At 68.5% G+C, this 17838-nt stretch carries 13 protein-coding genes and 3 pseudogenes; 10 read left to right on the top strand and 6 right to left on the bottom strand.

Features of this window, described 5'->3' with window-relative positions:
• Positions 1-1165: 1165 nt before the first annotated feature.
• Positions 1166-1570 (bottom strand): type II toxin-antitoxin system PemK/MazF family toxin, encoded by a 405-nt coding sequence (locus tag ACZ4VI_RS26160; RefSeq protein ID WP_095753169.1) that lies wholly within the window; start codon positions 1568-1570, stop codon positions 1166-1168.
• 167 nt (positions 1571-1737) lie between these two features.
• On the opposite strand from ACZ4VI_RS26160, the gene ACZ4VI_RS26155 reads away from it, so the two are divergent.
• The 6 genes and pseudogenes from ACZ4VI_RS26155 to ACZ4VI_RS26130 all read left to right on the top strand — a co-directional run bounded on the left by ACZ4VI_RS26155 (position 1738) and on the right by ACZ4VI_RS26130 (position 10300).
• Positions 1738-2970 carry an IS701 family transposase gene (locus tag ACZ4VI_RS26155; protein ID WP_468002988.1) on the top strand — a complete coding sequence of 411 codons (1233 nt, stop codon included), beginning with the start codon at positions 1738-1740 and terminating at the stop codon, positions 2968-2970.
• Positions 2971-3676: 706 nt separating this feature from the next.
• Positions 3677-4650: pseudogene (locus ACZ4VI_RS26150) on the top strand (DUF6192 family protein).
• Positions 4557-4880, top strand: coding sequence for a RacP protein (locus ACZ4VI_RS26145; RefSeq protein WP_468002976.1), 324 nt, complete (start codon positions 4557-4559; stop codon positions 4878-4880). The pseudogene ACZ4VI_RS26150 and the gene ACZ4VI_RS26145 overlap by 94 nt, the downstream one beginning before the upstream one ends.
• 41 nt (positions 4881-4921) lie before the next feature.
• Positions 4922-5787 (top strand): annotated as a pseudogene (locus ACZ4VI_RS26140) (IS5 family transposase).
• A gap of 474 nt (positions 5788-6261) precedes the next feature.
• Positions 6262-7428, top strand: coding sequence for a DNA gyrase subunit B (locus ACZ4VI_RS26135; RefSeq protein WP_468002974.1), 1167 nt, complete (start codon positions 6262-6264; stop codon positions 7426-7428).
• Positions 7429-7726: 298 nt separating this feature from the next.
• Complete coding sequence (locus ACZ4VI_RS26130; protein ID WP_468002973.1) at positions 7727-10300, top strand: terpene synthase family protein; 2574 nt, start codon at positions 7727-7729, stop codon at positions 10298-10300.
• Between the two features lie 99 nt (positions 10301-10399).
• Here the strand turns inward: ACZ4VI_RS26130 and ACZ4VI_RS26125 are convergent, their stop codons facing one another.
• The 3 genes from ACZ4VI_RS26125 to ACZ4VI_RS26115 all read right to left on the bottom strand — a co-directional run bounded on the left by ACZ4VI_RS26125 (position 10400) and on the right by ACZ4VI_RS26115 (position 12216).
• Positions 10400-11713, bottom strand: a complete 1314-nt coding sequence (locus ACZ4VI_RS26125) for a DUF4158 domain-containing protein (RefSeq protein ID WP_468002971.1) — start codon at positions 11711-11713, stop codon at positions 10400-10402.
• On the bottom strand, positions 11698-11895 hold the full coding sequence (locus ACZ4VI_RS26120) for a hypothetical protein (protein WP_468002969.1): 198 nt from the start codon (positions 11893-11895) through the stop codon (positions 11698-11700). The genes ACZ4VI_RS26125 and ACZ4VI_RS26120 overlap by 16 nt, the downstream gene beginning before the upstream one ends.
• Before the next feature lie 192 nt (positions 11896-12087).
• Complete coding sequence (locus ACZ4VI_RS26115) at positions 12088-12216, bottom strand: hypothetical protein (protein WP_468002967.1); 129 nt, start codon at positions 12214-12216, stop codon at positions 12088-12090.
• A gap of 5 nt (positions 12217-12221) precedes the next feature.
• Here ACZ4VI_RS26115 and ACZ4VI_RS26110 point away from each other — a divergent pair, with 5 nt between their 5' ends.
• Both ACZ4VI_RS26110 and ACZ4VI_RS26105 read left to right on the top strand, forming a co-directional pair.
• A complete protein-coding gene (locus ACZ4VI_RS26110) occupies positions 12222-12806 on the top strand; it encodes a DinB family protein (protein ID WP_468002965.1) in 585 nt (194 codons plus the stop codon).
• Positions 12807-12874: 68 nt separating this feature from the next.
• A pseudogene (locus tag ACZ4VI_RS26105) lies at positions 12875-13681 on the top strand (IS5 family transposase).
• Positions 13682-14617: 936 nt separating this feature from the next.
• Here ACZ4VI_RS26105 and ACZ4VI_RS26100 read toward each other — a convergent pair.
• Positions 14618-14992 carry a hypothetical protein gene (locus tag ACZ4VI_RS26100; RefSeq protein WP_468002963.1) on the bottom strand — a complete coding sequence of 125 codons (375 nt, stop codon included), beginning with the start codon at positions 14990-14992 and terminating at the stop codon, positions 14618-14620.
• Between the two features lie 813 nt (positions 14993-15805).
• On the opposite strand from ACZ4VI_RS26100, the gene ACZ4VI_RS26095 reads away from it, so the two are divergent.
• Positions 15806-16057: a hypothetical protein gene (locus tag ACZ4VI_RS26095; RefSeq protein ID WP_468002961.1), complete on the top strand. Its 252-nt coding sequence runs from the start codon at positions 15806-15808 to the stop codon at positions 16055-16057.
• Positions 16058-16107: 50 nt separating this feature from the next.
• On the opposite strand, the gene ACZ4VI_RS26090 is transcribed toward ACZ4VI_RS26095, so the two are convergent.
• On the bottom strand, positions 16108-16404 hold the full coding sequence (locus ACZ4VI_RS26090) for a hypothetical protein (RefSeq protein ID WP_468002960.1): 297 nt from the start codon (positions 16402-16404) through the stop codon (positions 16108-16110).
• A gap of 898 nt (positions 16405-17302) precedes the next feature.
• On the opposite strand from ACZ4VI_RS26090, the gene ACZ4VI_RS26085 reads away from it, so the two are divergent.
• Positions 17303-17539 carry a hypothetical protein gene (locus ACZ4VI_RS26085; protein ID WP_468002958.1) on the top strand — a complete coding sequence of 79 codons (237 nt, stop codon included), beginning with the start codon at positions 17303-17305 and terminating at the stop codon, positions 17537-17539.
• Positions 17540-17838: the final 299 nt, after the last annotated feature.

Below are 17838 nucleotides of genomic sequence, written 5' to 3'. Positions count from 1 at the left end.
GCGCGCGGTCTGCTCCGCAGACACGACGCGCCGCCGCTACGCGGCGGTCAAATCCCGTGCTCCGCACGGGATTTGGGGCGCCACTCCGTGGCGCCAGGCCCTATCGCTCCGCGATAGGGCCTCTGGAATTCGCTCCGCGAATTCCAGAAAAGCGGCTGGCTACTCAGGCTGGCGCGGCCTGGAATTATGCTTGTGCACTTGTGAGTTCAGTGCCGAGTTCCGATGCTGTAGACGTATTGGCCCCATTGGGATCCGAGATCCATGGCTGCCTCGCTGACCCAAATGTCATCTAGACTCGCTTAGTCGCTCTCGGCTCCCTGCCCCGACGATTCGGTCTCCCACCGACGTGCATTCAGATTCCTGTATTCCACGACGCATTGAAGCTGCCGGGAACCCGGGCACACTGGTTGGGGGTAAAACTTAACCCGTGTGCTGTGGCCTGCCGGTTCAGGTGGCCCAGGAAGGTGCGGGCACACCGCCGTACGGCCAGGTAGGCGGCTCTATGCGCTCCCTTTCTGCCGCGAGGGAGCCGTATTCTTACCCTCCGTCCATGCCTTCAGGGTCCGATCGACGACAGGCAGGCCGGCCTCGCGCATAGCCTGGCGGGGCGTGCGCGCTGCGAGTCAGATAATTCAGACTCGCCACAACACAAGAGCTGCTTAACCGGCGTCGCGATAAACTCAGTTAATTCATCAAACTGACGGGGAGACACCAAATCGGTCATTAGTACAAATACACCGAACTCAATATTCCTATCTGGCACGTCTCCATAAAAAATTCTCTCTCCCTGACGTCACGTCAAAAAACCGACTAAGTCGGGCGATTTTACGTTTGGACCTGAGGGGCGCCCGGTCTTCTGGGCGAGAAGTTGACGAGGCGTCATGCCAATTATAACGGGGGGTTTGTATGGTGATTCCCCTTCCCTTGTGGGAAGAGGGTGTCGTGGAGGTGCCTGCCGCTGCCTTGATGTCGTTGGGGTTTGTTGGGCGGTGATTTGATTGGTTGTCCTCTCCCTGTCGGGGATGAGTCGGTCGTGCTCAGCTGCCTAATACTCCAGCCGTAGTTCGTGATCTCGATCGTGAGGGGCGCCGAGGAGGCAGCTGGCAGCGTCGATCATCTGGACGAGACCGACCACGCCGGCGCGGGCGTTCGTTTCCTTCTCCGCCTACCCGAGTCCACCGAGACGGAGGGCGTTCCTTATCTCGCTGAGCTTCGCGGTCGTCGCCGGGGTCCACTCCTTCGCCTGCTCACCGAGACGGAGGGCGTTCTCAATCTCGCTGAGTTTCGCGGAGGACAGGGCGCCCGCCCGCTCGATCAGGTCGTCCCGGGACACGGTGGTCAGCCACGTGCAAGGGGTAAAGCCCGGACGCGGGAACGCGAACCGAAGCACGCCTTCAAAGGGCAGTCCTTCCACGGCGCCTACTGCCACTTCGACGCCCAGACCGGTGATGTCGACACCCGCCCGAGCGACGACCTGCATCACCCGGATCCCGGACGCGTCGTCTCCCGACAGCAGCACGACCGGCCGCCGCTCGTCGAACTCCACCCACCAGACTTCGCCACGTTGCACATGGCCTCCTGACACAGGACGGCGGGCGGACGCTGCGCGACCCCGACGCGCTGTGGAGACGGGTGCGGCCACCCGTTGATCATCGGTGTGTGAAGACAAACGATCACGCGGTGGCCGCAGGTCACAGCGTAGACCCTGCCCGCTGGCAGGAGGCGTTCGAGGGCCTGATGAGCCGGATAGCGGGACGGTTCACACGGGTCGAACCCCGGGTCCGGGTCCGGAAGTTGGTGCTCGGAGTGCTGTCGGACCTGCCGCGCAAGAACTGCTGGACCATCGCCGAATGGGCCGGGGAGAGGACCCCGGACGGCATGCAGCATCTGCTGGGGCGGGCCAAGTGGGACGCCGACCGGGTCCGCGACGATGTGTGTGACTACGTGGTGGACCACCTGCACGACGACCAGGCGGGACTGGTGGTCGACGAGACCGGGGACGTGAAGAAGGGCACCGGCACGGTCGGCGTCCAGCGCCAGTACACCGGCACCGCGGGCAGGATCGAAAATGCCCAGGTCGCCGTCTACCTGGTCTACGCCGGCCGGCGCGGGCACGCGGCAGTGGACCGGGAACTGTACGTCCCGCGTTCATGGACCTCCGACCCTGACCGCTGCCGGGATGCCGGACTCGACCAGGACACCGCCTTCGCCACCAAGCCGGAACTTGCCACTCGTATGGTTGCCCGGTTCCTGGACGCCGGCCACCAGGCCGCATGGGTCGCCGGCGACGAGGTCTACGGCGGCAACCCCAGGCTGCGAACCGCACTGGAGGAACGCGGCACCGGCTACGTCCTCGCGGTGGCCTGCTCGCACGAAGTCACCACCGGGGCGGGGAGGTTCCGTGCGGACACCCTGGCCAAGAAGGTGCCCAAGCGGGCCTGGCAGAAGCTCTCCGCAGGGGCCGGGGCCAAGGGCCACCGTTTCTACGACTGGGCAGTCATCGACCTCGCCGACCCCCGACCCGGGAGTCGTCAGCTGCTGATCCGCCGTAACCGCAGCACCGGCGAACTCGCCTACTACCGCTGCTACTCGCGCGCACCCGTGCCGCAGACCGTGCTGGTCAGAGTCGCTGGATCAAGAAGGCGGGTGGAGGAGTTCTTCCAGTCGGGCAAGGGCCTGGCCGCACTCGACGAGCACCAGGTCCGCCGCTATGCCTCCTGGTCCCGCTGGGTCACCCTCGCCATGCTCGCGCACGCCTTCCTCGCCGTCGTACGCGCAGACGAGCACACCCGCCCCGCACCCGATGCCCTCATTCCGCTCACCTGCAACGAGATCCAGCGCCTGTTCATCACACTCGTTGTCCGACCCGTCCACGATGCCGCCCACCGGCTCGGTTGGTCCGACTGGCGGCGCCGCCACCAGGCCCGATCCCAGGCCAGCCACTACCTTCGACAAGCCACTCAGGCATGAAGATCACGATCTACGGCTGGAGTACTAAGTGCCTGTTCCATATCTCGGTTTTCGAGGCGTCCGGAGCTCTAGCCTGTAGTGGTGTCCGAGGGTTCCGGGCGGCCCGGAGTGCGGGTCTGCAAAGGCTGCGGTGACCGGTTGAGGCCGGCCGCGCGGCCGGACGCCGCTCTGCTCGACGACATGTCGTGCCAGGTCATGGCGGCGGGATCGTCGGTTGCGGCGCCGGGTGATGGCGGAGTTGAACGGGGCGGGTCGGGTGGAGTGTCCCGAGTGCGGGACGGCCTGGGTGGCCGGCGTGGATCGGCGTGCGGACGCTGTTTTCTGCTCGCGGCGGTGCGTTATGAGGGCCTGGCGGTCGCGGAACGAATCGTTCGGTAAACGGTCACAGTGACCTCTCCACGAACGCATCCGAATTGGACCTTCGGTCAGATTCCGGCTTTTTCCAGTCATCTGTTGTGATCTTCGGCGGGCGGGGTCGACTCTCGGTCACGACAGCGGGCCGCGTCTTGTCACGGCCGAGGGGCCGTGCCCCGGCCCGTTCAGGGTGGTGAGGACCATGCCCGAGAAGATCGAGAGTGCCGACAAGGTCGGCAGCGTCAGCGCCCACCGTTACGAGCAGATCGTCGCGGAGCTGCGCAAGATCGTGTGAGGCCCAGACCCCCGGGGTCAGTTCGCAATCGGGGACTACGCCTTGGAGATCGAGCCCATGCGAGAGCAGGGCCCGCAGGACAGGGGCGAGGAGTTGTTCACGGTCAAGGACTCGCTGTTCCGCCTGGCCGAGGACATCGGCTTGTCCTACTCAGCCGTGAACGGGGCCCGTTGGGTTGCTTCGCGGTGGCCCAAACAGCACCGGCAGGCCCGCGTGTCCTTCACGGTCCACCGAATCCTGGCGGGCATCTCGAACGAGGAGGAGCGGTTCACCGCGATCCTCACCCCGCCGGGAGGGAAGGCCAGGTGGACTCCCGACGACGCGTCGCGGAGGGTCGGCCGTCAGGTCGAGAGCCGATCACCCCGCAGGAGAAGGTCAGCGCGATCCACACCCTCGCGATGGACGAGGAAGTCGCCGCGGTCGTCACTGGCGATCTACTCAAGCGGCCCACGGTCGTCGCGCAGGTCCGGCAGGAAGACCGGGTCCGGGCGGTGGAGGAGCTGACCCGCGACGACCACATCGCCGCGACGGTGACCACGGGCCTGCTGCGCCGGCCGGACGTCGCCTTTAGGGCGATGTCGAACGACACCGCCCGTCATCAGGTCAATCACGCTCAGGTCGAGCGGGGCCGCCAGGCCCGGGAGGACTTCGAGCGCACGAGTCCGGTCGCGCCGGCGGTGAAGCGGATCGACCGCTCGGTGGAGTTCCTGGACCTGATCACCGCCTGCCACGCGTTCGTATCGGCCTCCGGACGGGTCGTTCCGGGGATGCGGGACCGGCAAGGTCGACGTCGACGGCGAGCTGGCCCGCCTGCTGCAAGGCGAGTAGTGGGATGCCGCGCGCTTCGCAGCGCCGTTCCCCGGCGGCCCATAGGCACGCCGACACCGTCCGCTTCATCCTCTTCGAGGCACGGCCAGCCGGCCTGGCCTTCAACCAGTTGGTCAGGTCGAGCGAGCTCTCGCCGCATCAGGCCCGCTCGGGTCTGGCCTGTCTGCGGGACGCGATCGCTGAACAGGGCTGGCCGCCCCTGATCTGGATGAGGGCGGACGGCTACAAGTTCTGCTCGGATCCCGCAGGGCTTCAGGCCTACGAGGTCGCGCTCATTCGCGAGAAGCTCACCGAGATCCGCCGGTTCATCACCGGCGTCGTCGCCCCGCTCGCCGCACTGCAACCCAAGGGCCGGTGGGTCCGGCACCTGAACACCCAGCTCAACTCCGTCGAGTCCACGCTCGATGTGATCGCCGACTACATCGACGCGTGACCCGGTGGGGGCCGGCCGCTTCACGGCCGGCTCCCACCCCCATGAAGGAGGGGACGTTGGCCGGGCGCCGCTGCTACCCCTCGGACACCTACGATGATGAGTGGGCCCTGCTCGAACCGCTCCTGCCGGTCCCGGCCTGCGAGACCGTCCAAGGCGGGCGGCCGGAGAAGCACCCGCGGCGCGAGATCGTGGACGCAATTCGGTACGTCGTCGACACCGGCTGCAAGTGGCGGGCCCTACCGAAGGACTTCCTGCCCTGGCGGACGGCCTGCAACTTCATGGCCCGCTGGTCGGCAGCCGGGGTGATCGGGCAGATTCGTGACCAGCTCCGCAAACGCGTTCGCCGCGACATGGGCCGATCGCCCGGGGCGGTCGCCATCATCATCGACTCGCAGTCCGTCAAGGCCGCCGAGACCGTCGGCAGGGACTCACGCGGCTACGACGCGGCGAAGAAGATCAACGGCCGCGCCACCTGGTCGTGGACACCAAGGGCCTGCCGCTGTTCGTGATGGTCACCCCGGCCGACATCACCGACCGCGACGCGGCCAAGGAAGTGCTGTTCCGGCTGCGGCTGGTGCACCCGGAGATCACGATCGTCTGGGCAGACTCGGCCTACGGCGGACAGCTCGTGACCTGGGCGAAGAAGTACCTGAATCTCACGGTCAAGACGGTGGGCCGGCCCAAGGACGCGAAGGGGTTTGTCGTCCTGCCCCGCCGCTGGGTGGTCGAACGGTCGATTGCCTGGGTCATGCATGCCCGCCGGCACGCCCGCGACTACGAACGGCTGATCCAGCACTCCGAGTCGCTCATCACCTGGGCCGCGATCACGCTGATGACCAGGCGAATCACCCGCCGCACATCCCGCCGAACCGGCCAGCCCGCCTCCCGCGAGGCCCACCGGGACTGACTACGGTCACCGCCGCGACCGCGACCGCGCGTTCCGACCCACGCACCCTCGCACAGAGCTGCACCCCTGGTCAGCATCGCATCCGCACATCACCGAAACTGATGAACGCCGGCCTCCCAAGCGATCCATCCCAGTCTCCAAGAACTGCCCAGCTGCGAGCGCTCCAGTTGGCCCGCCCGGCCATGGACGTGCTCCGAGAGGAGTCCAGCCATGAAGCGACCGGACACTGTGGTCCGGGCAGGCGTGTGACGCATCGGAATCGGGGGCTTCGGGATCGCCGGAAATGGGGCCTGCCGCAGTCTCCGCAGGGCTCCGGCTGTCCTCCGACAGCGGCGCGCGTGCCCCTGGGCCGACCTCCTCCGAGCAGGTGCCCACCCGCCCGTCCACGCCCTCGAGGAATAGGGTCTGACCTGGTATTTTCCCTAGATCCGCCTAGGCTGGGGGCTCCGTTGGAGACACCATTGGGGGGACTTCATGAGTGACGCCGCCAACCCGTACGACGCCAGCCACATCCAGGTGCTGGAGGGGCGGGAAGCCATTCGGAAGCGGCCCGGGATGTACATCGGCTCGACCAGCGAACGCGGCCTGCACCAAATGGTGTTCGATGTCGTCGGCCGGGCGGTGAACGAAGTCCTGGCTGGCCGTGCCAGCGCCGTCGATGTCACCCTCACGCCCGACGGCGGCATACGTGTCGCCGACAACGGGCGGGGGGTCCCCGTCGAGGCCGCCGGGGACACCGGCGGTCCCGGTCTCGAAGCCCTACTGACCCAAATGCGCCCTGGGGCGGAGCCAGGCGGCCGCCACGCTGTGGCCATGAGCCTCTTCGGCGTCGGGCCCTGCGTCACCAACGCCCTGTCGAGCCGCCTGACAGCCGAGGTGCGGCGCGAGGGGGTTCACTGGTTCCAGGAGTACGCGCGCGGCGTCGCGCTCACCCCACCCACCAGCGCAGGACCGACGACCAGAGGCGGGACCACCATTGCCTTCTGGCCCGACACCGACATCTTCGAGACGAGGGAGTGCTCCTTCGATGTGCTGGCCGAGCGCTTCAGGGAACTGGCCTTCCTCAACCGGGGCCTGGACATCTCGCTGACCGACGAACGCCCCTCGGGCGGGTCCCGATCGGTGCGGTGCCGGTTCCCGGGCGGGGCTCGGGACTTCATCGCCTTCCTCGACGCGCAGGCGGGAGCACCCGTTCACCGTGACGTCATCGGCTTCGAGCGGGAGGACCCGCGGCTCGCCGGGACGGTCGAGGTGGCCCTGCGGTGGCGTGGCTCCCACGGCGAGCGGCTCCAGAGCTACGCCAACAGCGAGCCCACCCCCTATGGCGGCACGCATACGGCAGGATTCCGCGACGGGGTGGCGGGCGCGGTCAACGCGCACGTGCGGGAGCGGCGGCTCCTGGCGGAAGCAGCCCCCGATCTCAACGTCGACCAGATCGGCGACGGTCTGACGGCGGTCGTGTCGGTGAAGCTGGACCGGCCCGAGTTCTCGGGCTCCACGCGCGGCGTGCTGGGCGGCGACGCGGTGCGCGCCAGCGTCGCCGAGGCCGTGCGGGAACACCTCGGCACATGGTTGGAGAGGCACCCAGAGCAGGCCGCGGCCATCGTCGGCCGGATCATCCAGGGCGCCCGCCAGGACTGAGCAGCCGCGAACCGCCCCCGCCGGTTTTCCCGGGAAGGGAACTGGCAGGGGTGGTCGGGGCGGAGTGCATCCGAGGCCAGCTATTCGCGTCGTCCGTCCGGTCGACGCGCCAACTCCCTTGCGGGCCGCCTACAGCGCTCACCAAGGCCAACTAGGCCCTGTTCTCGTATAGTTACGGCGAGGGGACAAGTAGCTCAGCGTGACTTCAGGGCCTCCGCTTGGGTACGCGGAGCGGGGGGCTGCTCCGCCTGGGCTGGCGGGGCATTACCAGGCGGTCGGAAGCACCGTTGGGCAGTGCATGAGCCACTACGTGCCCAGCGAACCGCGTCCGTTCACCAGCGGCGGTGCGGTCGCGCCCCGGGTTGGCCGGGTTGTTGGTCCGGTGGGGGCGGGGGTGTGCAGTGTCTGGTGGCTGAGGGCCGAGTGCGGGGCGCGGGCGTGGGCGAGCCGGTGGGGGCTGGTGAGCGGTGCCGGTCAGGTGCGGCGTCTGGCGGGGGCGGCACATGGGCGGATGGCCGGCGCGGTGGCGCCGTCGGCTTCAGCGGCGGAGCTGGAGGTGCTGGCCTGCTGGGGTGCGTTCATTACGCTGGTTGATGACTGCTTCGACCGGCGTTCTGGACACGCCTCGGTGTCCGAGGTGCGGAGCGTGCTCGATCCCCTGGTCGGCGTCTTGACGGGCAACGTCTCCGAGGCGGCGGCCGGAACGCCGGTGGTGGCTGCCCTGGAGGATCTGTGGCAGCGCACGATGGCGGGGACGGCGCCGGGGTGGTCCACGCGGTTCGCGGCCTCGTACGCCGATTTCGCGGAAGCGACCTGTCAGGAGGCGCGGTGGCGTCAGGAGCGGTACGTGCCCTCGGTGCGGGAGTACGTTCAGCTGCGCCGGCGCACGATCACGGTGGTTCCGCTGCTGCTGGTGGCTGAGCGGCACCTTCATCCGTGGCCGGAGGCCGGGGTTCTGCACGAGGTGTGTGCCGATGTCGTGGCCTGGACGAATGACTTGTTCGACGCAGGATCGGAGCGGGCCGCCGATGCCGGCCTGGTCGGGGTACTGGCGCGGGAGCGGGGTGTCGGCCGGGGGGAGGCGGCGGCGATGGCCCGCGCGATGGTCGAGGAGCGGCTGGACGTTTTCGAGACGGCCGCCGTGCGGCTGACCGCCTCGTATCCCCACCTTCGGGACGCCGGGTCGCGCATCGAGGGTCTGCGCACTTTCTTGCACGGTGCGGTGGCCTGGCAGTACGAGAGCCGTCGCTACCGTGCCACCCTGCCCGTGCAGCGCGAATCGAAGCCGCGGCGGGCGGCTGTGGATCCGGTCGAGGAGGCCGCCGTACGGCTGGAACGCCGGCTGGCCCTGGCCGTGGCGCCCGGTGGCGCGCTGCCGGACCGGTGCGAGGGCCGGGTCCTCGAAACAGCCCTGCTACTCGCCCTGCTGCGCGCACACGGCACCCACCAGGAAGAGCAGCGGCAACTGACCCGGTGGCTGGAGGAGCGACGCGAGAGGGCTGGCTCTCTCGATGCCCTGCTCATCGACGCCGCCCTGCGTCCTGGCACCCTGCCGGCTGACGCGGCCGACGCGGCAGCTCCCGTCGCCGACGGCCTCACCGCCTCCACGGGCAGCCGTGGCCGGCTCAAGCGGAGCATGCTGCATGCCGTCCTGCATGTGCTCGGCGGCCTGAAGCTACGGGACGACGACATCCCGGGGGCCGCACCCGGGCATGGGCTGTCCACCTTCACCCTGGTCAATTTTCTCGCCGTGCGCGTCATCTACGCCCAGGCCACCGCCTACCCGCATACGGTCTCCACCAGCGAACGCGGTCAGCTCGCCGATCTCCTGGAGGACACTGGCGGGCGGCTTTTGTGGGAGGCCAGCGCCGCCACCCACCTGCTCGGGCTCAACGCCCTGCAGTCCTGCCGGCTCGGCCACCCTCTGATCGCCCACGCCCTGACCGGCCTGCTGCTGGCCCGTGACCGTGAGGGCGGGATGCCGTTCCTCGACAGCCAGGACATCTGGCTGTCCGCGGTGGGTGGACTCGCCTACCTCAACCGGCCCGCGCTACGCCCCTACACGGCCCGGATGGGCGCCTTCGTCGCCGCCCGGCAGGCCGCGGACGGCGGCTGGCCCTTCGCCAGCGGCATCCGCCAGACCGACGTCGACACCACCACCCGCTGCATGGAGCTCCTCCACGCCCTCGACCCCCACCGCTACCGTGACCACCTCACCCGCGGCGCCGACTACCTCGCCGTGAAAGCCGGCCCCGACGGCGGCTTTCCCACCTGGCGCGAAGGCGACGACCCCGACCTCGACATGACCGCCGGCGCCATCCTCGCCCTCGCCCCCCTCGGCCCGCGCCACGCCCCGCTCGTCACCGCCGCCACCCGGTTCGTCCTCGACGCCCAGCACCCGGACGGCACCTGGTCCCCCAGCTGGACGCTCAGCGAGCCCAGCGTCATCCTCCGCGCCGTCGGCGCCCTCCACGCCGCACGCCACACCCCCGGCACCGACCCCACCCGGATCGCGGCCGCGACCACCCGCGCCGTAGCCCGACTGACGGCCACCCAGCAACCGGACGGAGGATGGGCCCACAGCCCCCACCACGACACCGACGCCCTCTCCACCGCCCAGGCCCTCCCCGTCGTCACCGGCTACGGGCCCCCGCACGTCACCGCCGCCGGGATGGCCTACCTGCTCTCCTGCCAGGACGACACCGGCCGCTTCCCCGCTCCAGCTGACCAGACCGGGCCCCGCCCCCTGGCCTTCAACTACCCGGTCGTCGCCGACCTCCACGCACTCACCGCCCTCACCCGCGCCCGGCCAGGGATGGCCCGCCTCGCAGCGAACGCCGCGTCCTCTGCCCGCCCTGCCTCAACGATCTGATCACTGCGGGTGGGCCGCCGGCCCATCTGAGCCCACAGGGCCGGCCGACGAGTGCACAGGTTCCTTCTACGCCTTCGTACTGGTGGACAGCCGTTAGCGCTAACTCCCGGGACCCCGAAGGCGTGTCACCGTACGGGCTGGGACTCGGCCCGGGGGGCCGGGAACCCCTCCATCCTGGAGGGCGGCGAAGTCGGCGTATGCCTGCTCGACGGCTTCGGGGTACGGGATGCGCTCGACGCGGCCCTTGTCGTCGACCACCGCCGCCCGCCACTGCTCCGGGACCACGCCCTCCAGCGGCACGCTCTCGGCCGGGTCGAAGAACGCGCCCTCCTTCAGCGGCTGCTCCAGGTACCGCCCCAGCAGGTCGATCGCGTCCATCACCGGCCGGTAGGCGGTGTTGTTGCACTTCAGCTCCAGCGCCTTGAGCAGCGGCGACAGCATCCGCCGCCAGTGCGCCGAGTACGACGACCGCAGCACCGTACGCACGCGGGCCTTGTAGCGCGCCTCGTTCGCCGCGGCCTCGGCCGCCAGCGCCTTGAGCGTCTTCTCCCCGCCGACCACCGGGAAGATCGCCCGCCGCACCGTGCCGGACGGCTCCGACAAAGCCGCCTCCGCGACCCGCAGCAGCATCGCCTCCTTGCCGCGGACCTTCCTCAGCTCCGCCCCCAGCTCCTTGTCGACCTTCCGCTCCGCCCTCGTGTTGATCTTCAGCACGAGCTGGATGAACAGGTCCACCAGCGAGTCGGTGATCTCCGTCTGCCGGACATGGCACAGCGTGGCCAGCAGCGTCAGCCGGCGCGGCGGCTTCATCCGCTCCAGGTTCGCCGGGTACTCCTTCGACGCCCGCGCCCGCCAGGCGTCCACCAGCTTCTCCGACATGTCTGTGAACAGGTCCGCGGGCAGCTCTAGCCGCCGCACCCGCTCCAGCTTGTTCACCTCCGCCAGCAGGCTCTCCAGGCCCGGGGCGCCGGGGTCGGTCTTCAGCTCGGTGAAGTGCGACCGCCCGCCCCCGGTCACCGCACCGTTGGCATCCTGCTCGGTTCCATCGCCCGCGATCAGGTCCTCCAGCCGTGAGCGGGTCGCGTGGCTGAGCCGGTCCAGCGTGCTGCGGCAGAACCGCTTCTCGAAGTCCTTGACCGCCTTGCCGACCAGCCGCCGCACCTGCCCGGGCGCCGGCGGTTCGACGCGGTCGTTGCGGCACCGGGCCACCACCGCGGCCGCCAGCCGGTCCCGCGACAACTCCACCGGGCACAGCTCAGTCGCCAGCCACGCGGCCAGCCGGTCCTGGTCCTCCTCGGTGTTCGCGCGGAACCCGTACGCCACCCGGATCTCGCCCCGGTGCCGCTGGATCGCCTTGCTCTGCCAGTCGTACTCCGCCCACGCCCCGGCCGGCACCTTCACCTGCTGCGCCACGTACTCCACCGCGGCGGCCGGCACGTCCTTGGCCGACTCCGGAACCGGGCCTCCACCTCGAACTTCAGCAGCAGCGCGAACCCGAGCCGGGTCGCCCCGGACTTGTTCCGCACCCGCTTCATGTCGTCTTCCAGCAGCGTCCAGACCTCGATCAGGTCCTCCGGCTCCCAGTCCTGCCGCACCCGTCCCCCTCCACCCCGACCGAGATCACTCGTTCAGCTCAACGAGGCGCCCAGCCAGGAGAAACGACGACCAGCGCAATCACACAGCGCTACATGTCCGTTCGCCGTAGTTATACGAGAACAGGGCCAACTACAGCGCACCTGACACCAGGCGCGCGGTCGAGGTTCAGGAACAGGTACTAAGAGGTTGTCTCACGTGGCACGTTTCGCGAGCTTCTTGTAGCAGGTCAGGGCGGCGGCCATGGCCAGGCCTCGGCTCTGCCAGTGGTTGCGGACCACGTACGGGATCGTGAGAGCACGAGCAGCCCATGGCAGGCTCATGCCGCATGATCGATGAATTCGCGAAAGAGAACCTGCACGAGAGACTGCGGCGGGACCGTAAGGCGCTGCTCTGGAAGCTCGACGGCTTGTCCGAATTCGACGCCCGCCGGCCTTTGACAGTGACCGGGACCAACCTCCTTGGCCTGGTCAAACACGTGGCCACCGTGGAGGCCAGGTACTTCGGCGAGGTCTTCGACCGCCCTTCCCCGGAACTGCTGCCCCGGTGGCAGGACTCCAATGGCAGCGATCTGTGGGCGACCGAGGACGAGACCCGCGATCAGATCATCGGGTTCTACCGGCGCACGTGGGAACATTCGGACGCGACGATCAGCGAGCTTCCCCTCGACGCCCCCGGCCACGTGCCGTGGTGGTCGGAGCCTTATGCCGACACGAACCTGTTCGCCATCATGGTCCATGTCCTCGGCGAGTCCATCCGGCATGCCGGGCACGCCGATATCCTGCGCGAGGGCCTCGATGGCCGGACCGGGTTGCGTGCCGAACTCGAGAAGCAGATCGACGAGGAAGGCCGTGCAGCCTACTGCGGGAAGATCGAGCAGGCCGCCAGGTCGGCCGCACCAGTCAAGGCTTAGAGGTTGTCTGACGTGACTTGATGTTGGTGCGGCATGATGCCGGTCGTGGGTGCTGATCTTCGAAGCGTCTGGTTCCTGATGAACTCTGGGAGCTGGCCGCCCCGTTGCTGCCGTCGTTGGCTGCTCGTCCGCAAGGTGGTGGGACCGCTCCGTGTGACGAGCGGGCCGTGTTCACGGCTGTGGTGTACGCGCTGACCAGCGGCTGTGCCTGGCGGCATCTGCCGCCGATGTTCGGCACGTCGCCCGCCACCGCGCATCGCCGCTTCACGGTATGGACCGAGGCCGGCCTGTGGAGTCGGCTGCACCGGGCGGTGCTGGACGAACTCGGGGCCCGGGGCGAGGTGGACTGGACCTCGGCGATCGTCGACGCGGCCTCCGTTCGCGCCAAAAGGGGGGTCGCTGACCGGGCCGAACCCGGTCGATCGCGGCAAGAAGGGCAGCAAGCTGCAGGTGCTGTCCGATGCCCAGGGCATCGCGCTCGCCGTCGCCGTGTCCGGCGCGAACATGCACGACAGCCTCGCCTTCAAGCCGCTCATCCGCGGCATACCTGCCGTCCGGTCCCGCCGGGGGACCACGGCGGCGCCGACGCGTCAAACTCCGCGCGGACAAGGCGTACTTCTCCGTCGAACACCTGGCCTGGCTGCGCGAGCGCGGGCTCATTCGCGCGCATCGCGCGGCCCGGCTTCGAGTCCGGCGAACGCCTCGGTCGGCACCGCTGGAAGATCGAGCGGTCGATCGCTTGGCTCGTCGGCTACCGCCGCTTCACCGTCCGATACGAACGAAAGGGCTCGCACTTCCTCGCCTTTCTCGGCCTGGCCGCCGCCCTGACCTGCTGCAAGGAGCTCGCGAGACTTGCCACGTGGGACACCCTCTAAGTATGTGGTGGCCTCTAGGTCTCTCGAAGTCTGCTTCGCGGCTGCATGACCAACTGCCTTTGCCCGGCTGCCCGGCTGCCCGGACAGGGGCAGCCCTGGAATCATTTCGCCCGTGCTCGCCTCGTTCGGTACGATCGCGGGATCGTTTTCGCTGCTGGGAGGGTGCCCACGCCGCCCTCGCCGTTCCCGCTCTTCTGGCCGGCTTGCTGTGGCTGCCCGAGCTGTCCCGCTCCAGGCGACAGAGACGCGCCCAGTAACAGGCTCGCGTCACTGACGTGCTCCACGCCGTGGTCCAGTGGCCTGCGAACTCAGTGCCCGCCAGGGGTTCCCGACCACATCCGACTACGCCACCAGGCTCCACATCCCCAGCTCCTGGATCACCATGGACACAATCAGCCACGGACGTCTGCCTTCGGCAAAGGAACAGGTCTTTCTGCCCTGGCGGACCGGCGACACAGTGGTCAGCGCCATCATCCTTTGGAGAACCGACCAACCGGATCGTCTCCAGGCAGGACCCGAACACGCCTTGCCCCCCCGACACACAACGGCGCGACGTGGGCTACTCCCCAGGCGACGAAGGCTGGTAGCGCCGAGGGCCGGCATTGCGTCATCAGGTTGGGGGATCGCTTCCTGGGCGAGGAGCGCGGGCGGCGCGAGGGTCGCCGCGCTGGTTGGGCCGCCAAGCGGTGGTGAAGGGGAAGTCTGCGCTCGGAGCCTCAGCGCCTCTTTGAGAGCCAGGCCGGAATGCGCGACTGCGCAGCGGACGCAGCGTTGTTGCGGGGCGGCTCCAAGTCGCTCCACCGACCGTCGGGGGACCACATCGCCTCAGCGCTCGTCTCCAGCAGGAAGCGCACGTGGTTCGTGGTGTCCTGAAGACGTGCCACGAACGCAGTTGCCTCATCTGAGGACTGCCCGGGGAAGCAGCGGTCCACGACTTTACTGGAAGGTGGCGCTGCCAGTGATTCGCAGGTCGCTGATGTCCCCGGACACCTTCTGCCAGCCATGAACACCGGTGAACGAACGATGGGCCAGACGGGCAATGAGCAGATCTTCCCGCTCCCCGCACATGGCGCGGAAGTCTGCCACGGCGCGTTCGTTGCCGGTGTTGACCGTCATCTGGGCGCCGAGTCTGGCAAGGCTGTCCCTGAGGTTATCCGTCATGCGGAGTTCGGTTCGCGCGGCAATCTTGTCAATAAGGTTGGCGAAGTAGTACCAGCCGAGGTGCACGGACATATCAGGGGAGGCGTCGCCGGGCAGCTGGAAGATGGACCAGGTCAGGAGATCCCAGTCGTCGAGGAGCATCTCGATCATGCGAGCCCGGGCGAAGCGGTAGTCGCTGTCTGGTCCGCAAGTACCGGGGGAGCTGAGGGTCTGTTGCGACCGGCAGGTACGGCTTGGCTCCGGCACGCTTCATCTCGACCGCGGCTTTCTCTCGGCGCTGAAGCCACTGGCTGTTTTCTCCGCCGGAGGCGCGCAGGAGGGAAACCAGAACCCATCTGAGCGGTAGGGCGCGTCCGGACAGGGAGTCCATGACCAGCACCCGGCTGAACCCGGTCAAGTCATCGCTTCGATGTCATCGGGGGTCAGCCGTGTGGTCGACAGGTAGCCCCGCAGGTCTTGAGCGAAACGCCGGGCCAGGGGATGCCCGTTGTCGGCCAGGGGCTGCCGTGACCAGCTGGCTTCCTCCTTTCGGCGCATGTGGGCTCTGACGTCCTGCAGCTGCTGCTCCCATTGCCGGAGCTGCGAGGCGTCGCCGAGGCCACATCGCACGAGCAGCATCCTCAGCTGCGGCCACTCGGGCCGTTAAGTCCCGCCCAGGATCTTCGAGATGGTGCCGATGGCCAGCCCGCCCCCCTTACCCAGGTCTCGGTAACTCTGGCCTGTCCGCTGCACGATCGCGCGGAGCTCCTCCTTCAGCTTCCGCACCCTCGGATCAAGGTTGGCTGGGGGGCGGGCGAGGCGTGTTCGCCATGTTCATCCTCTGTTCACAGATGCCGGTATGTGTGGTTCTGAGCTGGGGAAACACCCTGCGGTGTTGCGTATGTGTTCATGGGCCCCTGATGAGCTTTCAGGCCGCCCTCCAAGGCCGTACAACCAAGTCACCGACCGCAAAAGATGGGCTTCATGAGCAACCCGGAGGTCTTGGCGGTGCTGGCGGACGCACCGCACATCGCGCTGGTGTACGTGGCGCGCGCGTGCATCAGAGAGGTAGGCACGATCGCGATGTTGATGGTCGGGCTGCGCGGCACCGAGGCGGAGAGCCGACCTGGGATCATCGAGGCTCTGGGAGACCTTCGCGGTCATCGCAAGGCGGTCCTGGCGCAGTGGCTCGTGCGCAGGGGCAAGCCGCGAAAGCGCGTTGGGCCCGCAGGGTAGGAGGAGGTCAGGTGCCAGGTGAAGGCGCTGGCACGGCGCCTTCACTCGCATCACGCGGAGGGGAACTCTCCTAAAGCCTCTGGGCCGGCCGGCAGGCGGGCCTCCTCCTTGTGAGCCACGAGTGAGGCGGCCATGGCCGTGATGGCCATGGTCTGCAGCGACAGGTGGGAGTGGTCAGGAGAGCCCCGCAGCGAAGCCATGACACGACTGAACTCGTGCGGCTGGTCGGTGGATAAGGCCATCGAGGCCCTGAGGTAGGCGAGCAGGTCCTCTTCCGTAGCGTGCTCCGGGATGCCCATACGCGGGCGCAGCGCCCGGGCAATCTTCGGGTTCGGCTTCTTCGCCACTGTCACTCCCGTTTAAGGCGGAGAAGATGATGGCACGGACCTGGTGAGCGCTCCGAGCTCGTGACACGTGGTGCTGGCCTGTTCAGGCCAGTTCTCGGGTAGCTGCCGCCATCCGGCATGGAGCTGTCTGTCGTCAGAGTGATGCTGGGTCAGGCTGAGGGGGAAGAAGACCCGGGGACCTCGCCGTTGCGGAAGGCGGCGAAGTCAACGTGCGCCTGCTGATGGAGAGATCAGCTTTGGCTGAATCCGTATCACTGGGCGGTGGGCCGTCCACGCCGACGACGGTGCAGTCCGGTGTCAGTACCCGCATTGCCGCTCGAGCTCCGCGCTGAAGCCTTGCCGTCGCCGTGCCGCGCCGGCGGCGGGCTCGAGGGTGTTGGGCCATAAGTCCTGGTCGCGCTGCAGGTGGTGTGTGATCACGCCGAGAGAGCTTGCTGGAGCACCCTCGTGAGCGACTCCGGTGCCGTCAGGCGGGCCCGGGCGCCGGCGGCGCAGGATGCAGACGACGCGTTCCCGCCCCGGGGGTGGGCGCGTTCTCGCACCGGGCCGGGGGTGACCAGGTAGGGGCCGACCCACATACGGGAGTAGCCGGTCGGGTCGTCCTGGTCGGGGGTAGGTCCGCCGGTGCGAGGAATCGGCCTGTCCCTCGGCTCCCTCTTGCGGGCTGGAAGCTGGACAGCCACCTCCTTCGACCCGTACTCGAAGCCGGAGGAGTGGGACGAGGCACTCAGGCAGCACGACTTCAGCCTGTGGACTGCCACGGAGGGCATGACGGACAGCGCGGACCTGCTTCCCCTCTCGCTTCCGAGTCTGGGTCCGGTCCGAACACCCCTGCTACCTCGTCGAGGTCAACACTCTCGACTCATTCGATCACGTCCTCACCCATGACCTGCCCGACGTGATGGGGCTGCTTGCCCGGTGGGCCCCGGCTATCCAGGGATTCGCCGTCGCCGGCGTGATGTGTGACGCTGACAAGATCAGCAACGGCGGCGGCGTGAAGGGCGCGCTTGTCGCCTCGTGGCGTACAGTGCTCGGCCAGGTCGCGCAGGACGGCATCTGGCTGACCGGGGCGGGGATCCGCCTCCACCGTCCACGCACGTCAAGAAGAGACGGCGCCGCGCCCACGACCGGGTGAACCCCGTCCCCGACACTCCTGGCTGCCCTACACCTCCGGCCATGTACAAGGAAGGTGATGGCGGGGGCTTTCACAGGGATGGCAGCCCGAAGCAGCCCGAAGAGCGACGGGGTCGGCAGGGGCGGCCGACGCGGCGGTGCGGGCCCCGCGACTGCGGCCCGGTTCGGGCTGAGGACGGTCTGTCTGCTCGTCAAGGTTCACAGGCGTGATCGACAGCACGGTGCCGCATCGCTGCAGCGATCAACGAACAGGGGCGGCCCCGGCATGGGGCCGCCCCTGTTCGGCGCGGCGCGGGCTGC

The sequence above is a fragment of the Streptomyces sp. NPDC029169 genome (assembly GCF_055563935.1).
The sequence above is the reverse complement of the archived record's forward strand: the minus strand, read 5'-3'. Positions and strand labels throughout refer to the sequence as shown.